This is a genomic window from Vibrio sp. 1078-1, from assembly GCF_033340475.1.
The window spans coordinates 1-557 of record NZ_JAWOWM010000719.1 but is presented as its reverse complement, the minus strand read 5'-3'; the positions used below and the strand labels follow the sequence as shown (position 1 = coordinate 557).

Below are 557 nucleotides of genomic sequence, written 5' to 3'. Positions count from 1 at the left end.
AAGAAGCGAAAGACGTTACCAAAACGGAAAGCTACTGGAATAGTGATACGAACAAGTGGGAAAACCGTCAGTACACTGAAGAAGGTGACTACTCAACACTTGCATCTGCTCTTGGCGGCGTAAATGGTGCCGCAATGAGCATCGTGATGGGTGACTGGACGGCGCTAATTAGTGCGGTTGCTTCGGATTCCAACTCAAACATCCTGTCTTCTCCAAGTATCACTGTGATGGATAACGGCGAAGCCTCATTCATCGTGGGTGAAGAAGTGCCTGTTATTACTGGCTCGACTGCTGGTTCAAACAACGACAACCCATTCCAAACCGTTGATCGTAAAGAAGTCGGTATCAAGCTCAAAGTTGTACCACAGATCAACGAAGGTGATTCTGTTCAGCTAAATATTGAACAAGAAGTCTCTAACGTATTGGGTGCCAATGGTGCCGTTGACGTTCGTTTCGCGAAGCGCCAACTTAACACTTCCGTGATGATCCAAGATGGTCAGATGCTGGTGCTAGGTGGTTTGGTTGATGAACGTGCACTAGAAAGTGAATCGAAAGTG

1 protein-coding gene is annotated in these 557 nt (G+C 46.9%); it reads left to right on the top strand.

Annotation, left to right across the window (positions count from 1 at the left end; translation table 11 throughout):
* Positions 1 to 557: type II secretion system protein GspD (locus R7190_RS29695; protein WP_411978106.1), on the top strand; the 557-nt coding region annotated here is incomplete at both ends.